Source organism: Parafilimonas sp., from assembly GCF_051953455.1.
GTDB lineage: Bacteria > Bacteroidota > Bacteroidia > Chitinophagales > Chitinophagaceae > Parafilimonas.
On record NZ_JBQCIT010000001.1, the window covers coordinates 82100 to 89229 of the forward strand.

General features: G+C 41.1%; 7 protein-coding genes. 1 reads left to right on the forward strand and 6 read right to left on the reverse strand.

Translation table 11 applies throughout. From position 1 onward, the window contains the following. The first annotated feature begins 351 nt into the window (after positions 1 to 351). Complete coding sequence (locus ACTHN6_RS00365) at positions 352 to 1716, forward strand: tyrosine-type recombinase/integrase (RefSeq protein ID WP_440433721.1); 1365 nt, start codon at positions 352 to 354, stop codon at positions 1714 to 1716. Between the two features lie 99 nt (positions 1717 to 1815). On the opposite strand, the gene ACTHN6_RS00370 is transcribed toward ACTHN6_RS00365, so the two are convergent. From ACTHN6_RS00370 to ACTHN6_RS00395, 6 genes are all read right to left on the reverse strand, one after another. Next, the gene (locus ACTHN6_RS00370) at positions 1816 to 2619 is read right to left on the reverse strand and encodes a nucleotidyl transferase AbiEii/AbiGii toxin family protein (RefSeq protein WP_440433722.1); all 804 of its coding nucleotides are present in this window, start codon (positions 2617 to 2619) and stop codon (positions 1816 to 1818) included. 3 nt (positions 2620 to 2622) lie between these two features. Continuing rightward, the gene (locus ACTHN6_RS00375; protein ID WP_440433723.1) at positions 2623 to 3450 is read right to left on the reverse strand and encodes a type IV toxin-antitoxin system AbiEi family antitoxin domain-containing protein; all 828 of its coding nucleotides are present in this window, start codon (positions 3448 to 3450) and stop codon (positions 2623 to 2625) included. Positions 3451 to 3854: 404 nt separating this feature from the next. Next, the gene (locus ACTHN6_RS00380; RefSeq protein ID WP_440433724.1) at positions 3855 to 4649 is read right to left on the reverse strand and encodes a PRTRC system ThiF family protein; all 795 of its coding nucleotides are present in this window, start codon (positions 4647 to 4649) and stop codon (positions 3855 to 3857) included. Next, the gene (locus ACTHN6_RS00385; RefSeq protein WP_440433725.1) at positions 4646 to 5158 is read right to left on the reverse strand and encodes a hypothetical protein; all 513 of its coding nucleotides are present in this window, start codon (positions 5156 to 5158) and stop codon (positions 4646 to 4648) included. The genes ACTHN6_RS00380 and ACTHN6_RS00385 overlap by 4 nt, the downstream gene beginning before the upstream one ends. A gap of 151 nt (positions 5159 to 5309) precedes the next feature. Beyond that, a complete protein-coding gene (istB, locus tag ACTHN6_RS00390) occupies positions 5310 to 6053 on the reverse strand; it encodes an IS21-like element helper ATPase IstB (RefSeq protein ID WP_440433726.1) in 744 nt (247 codons plus the stop codon). A gap of 20 nt (positions 6054 to 6073) precedes the next feature. Further along, on the reverse strand, positions 6074 to 7130 hold a 1057-nt coding region (locus tag ACTHN6_RS00395; protein WP_440433727.1), incomplete at its 5' end, for a Mu transposase domain-containing protein.

Sequence of the window (7130 nt, forward strand, 5' to 3'; positions counted from 1 at the left end):
ATATGTGACTTTAATTTGGTATAACGAATTGATTCTAAAACAAAAAAGGCTGCTCCTAATTGAACAGCCTTTTAAAAACATGCCTGAAAATTCAGCATGTGCCCCAGGCGGGAATTGAACCCGCACTCGCGTTTGCGGCGAACAGGATTTTAAGTGTCCGAAATACCTTTTCTTCATTTAATCTACCTTTGCTTATTTTAACTCAATAAGTTGATTTTCAATATTTTAAATACTTTTTCTTATCTTTGCTGAATCCGATAAATTGGCTATTTAACCAGCCAATTGTTTGAAAACTGTTTGAAAATTTTTTGTGTGTGGTTGATTTAGTGTTAATGTTTAAATTTTCAAATCATGTCTGTAACATTCAGCATTTTCCTCGACAAACGGAGGATCATTTCCAAAACCGATACTTACCCCATAAAATTAAGGGTAACTTATCGAAGAAAGAGCAAGGAATACGAAACCGTCCATAAATTGACGGAAGAGAATTTCAACAAAATCGAAGCTCCCCGGCTCTCGGAGTCATTGCAAAAAGTAAAGGATGACCTTAAAGAAATCAAAGGCATGATGGCTTTGGCTATCAAAAAAGTATCTCCATTTGATTTTTGGGTCTTTAATCGTGATTACATATCACCTAACAAACTCTTTGTACAAAAGAAAACAAAAAAGCCATTGGCTGTTGTTTCGGAAACCGGAGCGGATACATTTGATTACTCGGAATACGAAAAGCTATTTCCCATCATTAAAGAAAGCCACGATGATATTGGAAGAATATCGGGTGTTTACTGTGAGTACATTAAACAGCTTATCCGGGAGAAGCGAATAGGTAGCGCTACAAAATACAGGGACAGCTACAGCGTCATCAAAAGTTTTGGTGGTAATATGCACTTTCAGCATATAACTATCGAATGGCTTAGATCGTTTGAGGGTTGGATGCTTGATAAAGGACGCTCACGGGCTACGGTGGGAGGAATTTTACGTCATTTACGCTGCATATTTAACGAGGCAAATCATAAAAAAATTATCAGCAAGGAGATGTGCTATCCGTTTGGCAGGCGGAAATATCAGATTCCAACCGGCAAGAAACGAAAGAGAGCTTTGGAATTAGAGGACATTAAGAAGCTGTATTTCAGCGAGCCTTCCTGTGATTCGGAAGCCTATGCCAAAGCTCTTTGGTTCTTCATGTATTTCGGCAATGGCATGAACCCTAAAGATGTTGCTTATCTGAAATACAAGAATATTGACGGTGAATATTTCTCCTTCTACCGGCAAAAGACGGATCTTACCTCACGTCATGATCCGGCACTTATCACAGTGTACATAAATGACGATATGCGCAACGCTATAGAGCAATATGGCAACGCAGACAAAAACCCCAACAACTATATATTCCCGGTATTAAAAGAAGGTATGACCCCATTGGAGGAATATTTTGCCATTCCTCGCTTTACTCGTTTTATTAATGACTGGATGAAGAAAATCGGCAAGCGGCATGGAATTGAACTGCTTCCGACAACTATCGTAACAAGGCATAGCTTCTCTACGATTATGAAACGCTCGGGGGCAAGTACCGAATTTATCCAGGAGGCTTTAGGGCACATGGACAAGAAAACAACGGAAAATTACTTGGGCGGTTTTGAGCAGCGGGTTAAAAAGGAATTTGCAAAGAAACTGGAGGCGTTCAAAAATAATCGTGAGGAATTAGAAGTCGGCTGAGGACAAAAGTAAAGCACAACCAGATGTCAAGTGTTTCGGAAGAAATGCTTGACATCTTCTTGTATTAAGAGGAAGATGTGAGCGCCCATTATTATTTCACTATGGTAATTTTAAATGCCGTTTTGCCTGCCGGAAAACTCCGTCAAATCCAGGCAAATCATAAATCTGGTTTTTCAATTTCTTTTCCCATCCTTGTTTAAGATTTTTTTCCTTTGCCAAAACTTTTGCTTCAAACTGTGTGGGATCATGATTTTTGTTTTTTGCCTTACGTTCAAATTCTGGTTTGTGGTAACGTGTATCCATCCCTTCATATTCGGTCAGATACCAAAAGTCAAATAAATCTCTTGGCTCTGTTCGTCCCATCAATGCCGCCATTTTTTCTATCAATACTTCCGCCAGTGAGTAGCATTGTAGATAAAAAGACTGTTCAGGCAAATCAGAATACAGAATGATCACTTCCCGTTGCTCTATTGGATATTCCAGTATTTCACCACGAGTAATGTCAATTTTCACATCCCTGCTGTTAATATTTCCCTGAAGCGGACCTATGTAATTAATGTAAAAAGCGAGGCTTCCACTGATATGCGTATTCGATTCACCGAATTGTAAGGTGATATTGGCTTCTTCCTTTACAAAGGCATATACTTTTTCAAATTCATGCAGCAGTTGGTCGTTAGTTATTTTTTCATCCAGCAAAGTGAAGTCCAAATCTTCTGAAAATCGGTATTCAGGGAAGTATATTTTTTTAAGTACGGTTCCTCCTTTAAACACAAGTTGCTTTGATAATAATTCACTATTAGCAATTCCTAACAATATCCAGCTTAGCACATAATCCTTCTCGATCTGCGTATCTTTCAGCTTGTTCTTTGTGGCAACTGTATTGATTTCTTTGGCGTGTATCATGTCCTAAGTGAATATCGGTGAAGTAATATCTTCTATGTCTATGTTTTGTTGAATGCTCCACCTACTAATCAGTTTTCCCTGTTTTTCGTAAGAAGGCTCTAACAGGGTGAATGCGGGGGTTTTTAGCTGTTGCAAGCGATCAATAATAGGGTTGTCTATTTGCAGCAATTCCAATAAGAACCCCAGCCTTTTAATTACAGTCTGCGCTTTGAATTGCTTACAATACTCCAGCAGTTTCCCATAATCAATTTTGTCCTTTACTTTAAAGAGTGCTTTGCTAATTTCGGTAATACCTCCACCGTAATCAGGTTTATACAGGCAGTCAACAAACGTTTTTTCAAGGTCGCTGCCCTGCACTTTGTTATAGCCGTCAATCCATATATTTTTTGTTCCGAAAAAATGTGCCTTGTTGTGATAAATAAACTGAAATTGCTTATTCCCGATTGTAAGGGCGGAGGGCTTAATTTGCCTATCCACTACGACCTGTTCGACCATTGAAGGCTGCGTGATAAGGCTATGCAATTCCAGGGCACTGTAATAACCTATATAGTAATTTGCATTACCCACAAGATACCCTACTACCAAATGGACGTTGGGAAAATAATCGCTGGCTTCCTGTTCATACGGAATAATCCAGTAAAGACCATCCTTCAGTCGTAACAGCAGCCCACGATTTACCATATCCCTCATGAGCTTCCTAACAGCATCAGCGGATGAATCTTTAAGCAGAGATGTCGCTTCAGTCAAAGTAAAACCAGGCTGGTTCAGGTTGGTGAAATGCCTGATCACTTCTGCTGATTGTGTGGAAAGTGTCTTATGTCTTGTAGTCATTTTGGGACTTTATAAGTCCCGACAAAGATACGAAATAAAGGAAAAATATCAATTATATCGAAATTGGGACTTTTTAGGTCACATTTACGATATGAAACATAAATCTGACAAATGGAAATACTGGAAAATATCGCTGTGGAGCTATAAAAGAAATGAATAATGAACCTTGTAAAGTGGAAGACGCTACGGATTTTATAACGCATACCATTTTTGTAAATGCAGCAGGTCTTTAGGAAGGTCTATGCAATACCATTCAATAATGCCGCAGTCTGTTGTACGAAAGCGGATAGCGGGATCTGAGCGTGGATAAATCCGCTTCCGTACAAGTGGCTGCACCGTTTCTCCGCACAGCGGCTTTCCGCCTACGGGGATAGGAATGCCGATGTGCCGCCCTGGTAGGGCTTTTAGGTGACCTTTATAGGTTGGGTAATAAAGTTGTCAAGGTTGTGAAAGAAGCCTCTGTTTTCGGTCATTCCGTTGCGGAAAAGACCCCATAACAGGGAGCAACCCATTTGGGCAAGGGAGGAATTGATATACAGGTCTTGCTTGTCCAGTGCTTCAGCCAATGAACAGCTTGGGGTGGTGTCGGTTGTTTCGGATTGTTTCAGCAGGTCGCCATATTCATCTGTAATGAATGGCAGGTTGGCTACTGGCTGGTATTTTTGGGAATGTGGCTGCCCGATATTTCCGATAGTAGATAATAGCACCTGCCCTGCAGACTGGCTATTACCATAATCCATCCAGTATTTAGCTCGGTTGCGGTATGCCCTGTAATCATTCAGTCCTTTAAGTATTTCCGCAATTTCAAATCGTGCCTTCACGCTGTCCACGCAGGAAATGTAAATGGCTGCCTGTGCATGTTCAGGCAACCTTTCTAAGCTATCTCTTTCAAACTTCACGGTTTCAGCTTTCCAGTTTGTGCCTGACCATCTGTTAGCACGGTTTATCAACGCAACGGATTTATATAGTCCTACCTCACATTCCGCAAACCGCTGCCTGCCTAAATTGGCATTCGTTACAATATCATCGTCCCAAAGTCTTACAGCTAACCCTGCATGTCCTAATTCATTCAGGCTATAATTCATTTCCATCAATGCCGTAAGCACCTTTGACCCTGTACCTCCAGCCCCTATCAGGTTTACCTCGATTGGATTGGTGGGAGCAATCAGGTCATTATCTGTAAAGTGTACCTTTTTCATCTTAGTATGTTTTTTATTGTCCTGCCTGTTTCTTTCAATACGTCTTTGGGAAATGGGTCGCCTGTTTTACGCAGCTTCTTCCAAAGGCTAACACAGTTACCTTGTATGGGGTTATGATTTTGCATCAGGTGGCTGAAATAACTATTAAAGAAATAGGCTTCCCATGCAGTTATAAATTCCTCCAATGAGGCAGAATTTTTGATGTTTACATCTACTGTACCCATACACACGTTTCCGTTTGCATAGACATTAAAAAAGGGTGCATGATAAAGCGGTGTGTTTTCACTTGGTTTCCTGTCGCTTTTTAATGCGTAGATATGCAACTTCTCCTTACTGGCTATCCAAAGCAATGCAGGTACATTCGCCATACCGTTTGAAATACCCAATCCGTTTATGAAAAAAAGATTTTTGCAGGTTGCCTTAGTAAACCACATCACAAAACCGTTTTCGGAAGGGTCTGTATAAAGAACATTTGCAGCTATGATACCTTTAGGCTTCAAAAAAGCCATGCTGCCTTCCTTTGCTGTGTCAAGTGCTTTTGCTAAACGCTGTGCTTCCTGTTCATTCCGTTGATTGTTTCACCCCCATTCCGGGTTTTATTTTCACCCCTGTTGAGTAGTTGTAAAAGAGCGTAGTGGTTTGTTTGATTTTCAAAAATATCTATTCCTCGTTATTAATTATTTGTTTTCTTCTTCTGGACTGTCCTTTCAACTCTATTCGGTGAGCTTTAGCTGTCAATCTGTCCATGATGGCATCAGCAAGTGTGGGTTCACCAATGAACTCATGCCATTTGCTTACAGGCAGCTGAGAAGTAACGATGATACTCTTTTTTGCATACCGGTCTTCCAGTATTTGAAGCAATGCAAGTCTCATTGTATGATCCATCGGAGTGAGTCCAAAATCATCCAGGATCAGTAGTGGTATTTTTTCATAGTGATTCAAAACTTTTAGATAAGTGCCATCAAGTTTTGCAAGCATAATGCGTTCAGTAAAACGGTTCATGTTCAGATAAGCAACTCTATGTCCCTGGGTACAGGCATGATGTCCGAGCGCACATGCAAAAAAACTTTTTCCTGAGCCGGTGGCACCTGTAATCAGCAACGGCTCACCAACTTTGATATAGCTTCCTTCCATAAGTAATGAGAGTTGTTGCTTGGTAAGCCCTCTTGCAACAGAGCATTCTATCTGTTCAATGGTAGCTGGCAGCCGTAGTTTAGCCAGTTTTAAGTAGGTGGCTGTTTTTTCATTGCTACGATGCAATATCTCTGAGTGCACCATGTGCCCGATCAGTTCATGGGCATCGAGTTGCTGGTTGACCGGCAGTTCCAGTTGAGAACTGTACGAAGATGCCATGCCGGAGAGTTTTAACTCTCTTAGCTGTTCCAATGTTTGGGTAGTGTTCATACTATTATTGATTGTTTTGTTTACTGATATTGGTCTTTACCCCGGATATTGTCATGCAGCGGTAGCTGCAGCACTGGTTCCGCTACAATTGGCATTTTATCCAGGCCCGAAGCGAGTATGTTTTTAATGAGTGTATAGTTGATGCGGGTGCCTGTAAGCACTCTTTTGCAGGCAGCTTCCACTCTTGGCTTTCCATACACCTTTTCCAGCATTAACACGCCATGAGCACTTTTAAAGTTCTGTTCCGGGTAAAAGCTGCTGATAAGTATACGTTCAAGAGCTGTGTGTGTTGAAGGACCAATACTGTTTGCCTGAGCTAACAAATCGGCCTTCGTCCATCCTTTAATATTGATTGCATGTTGATGGTTGGAAGGCATATGTTCCGGTACAGTATGGTATGCGCTTCCAAAAGAAGTTCTTGAGTGAACAGCAATACGATCATGTTCCAAATAGATCTCCACTGTTTTGCTGTCATACAAAACTTTTACTTTTTTACCCGCGTAGCGGTAGGGAACCGAGTAATAATGATGATCTTCCGAGAGCTGGATATGATAGTTGCGCTGTACGGTAGCCACTACTGATTTTTTAGGAGCAAAAGCCTGGGAAGGAAGTGGTTTAAGCAGTGGTTTTTCACTCCCATTAAACAAATCCCTTCTTGAGTAATGAGAACCTTTATAAGGCCTCGTGTTAAGCAACTCCAGTTTTTCCTTAATGGCTTTATTAAGCCCTTTAAGTGAAGTAAAGACCTCACCGCGAAGCGGTGCATAGATATGCTGATAGCAGATCATGACTGCTCTTTCCACCATGGCCTTATCTCTTGGATGATACGGGCGGGTGGCAGAAAAAGTAGTAGCATAATGTTCACTTAACTGGTGACAGACATCTGTAAATACCGGTTCATATTTGGAAGGCCGGGTTACCGCAGTTTTTAAATTATCACAAAGAATGGTACGCGGTACGCCTTCATAGTAATGGAGCATCTCATTAATACACTGAGTAAAGTCCTGGGTGTTTTGCGAGTGCACTGCAAAACAGAAGGTCAGACCACTGTAGGGAAGTACAGAAACAAATACCTGG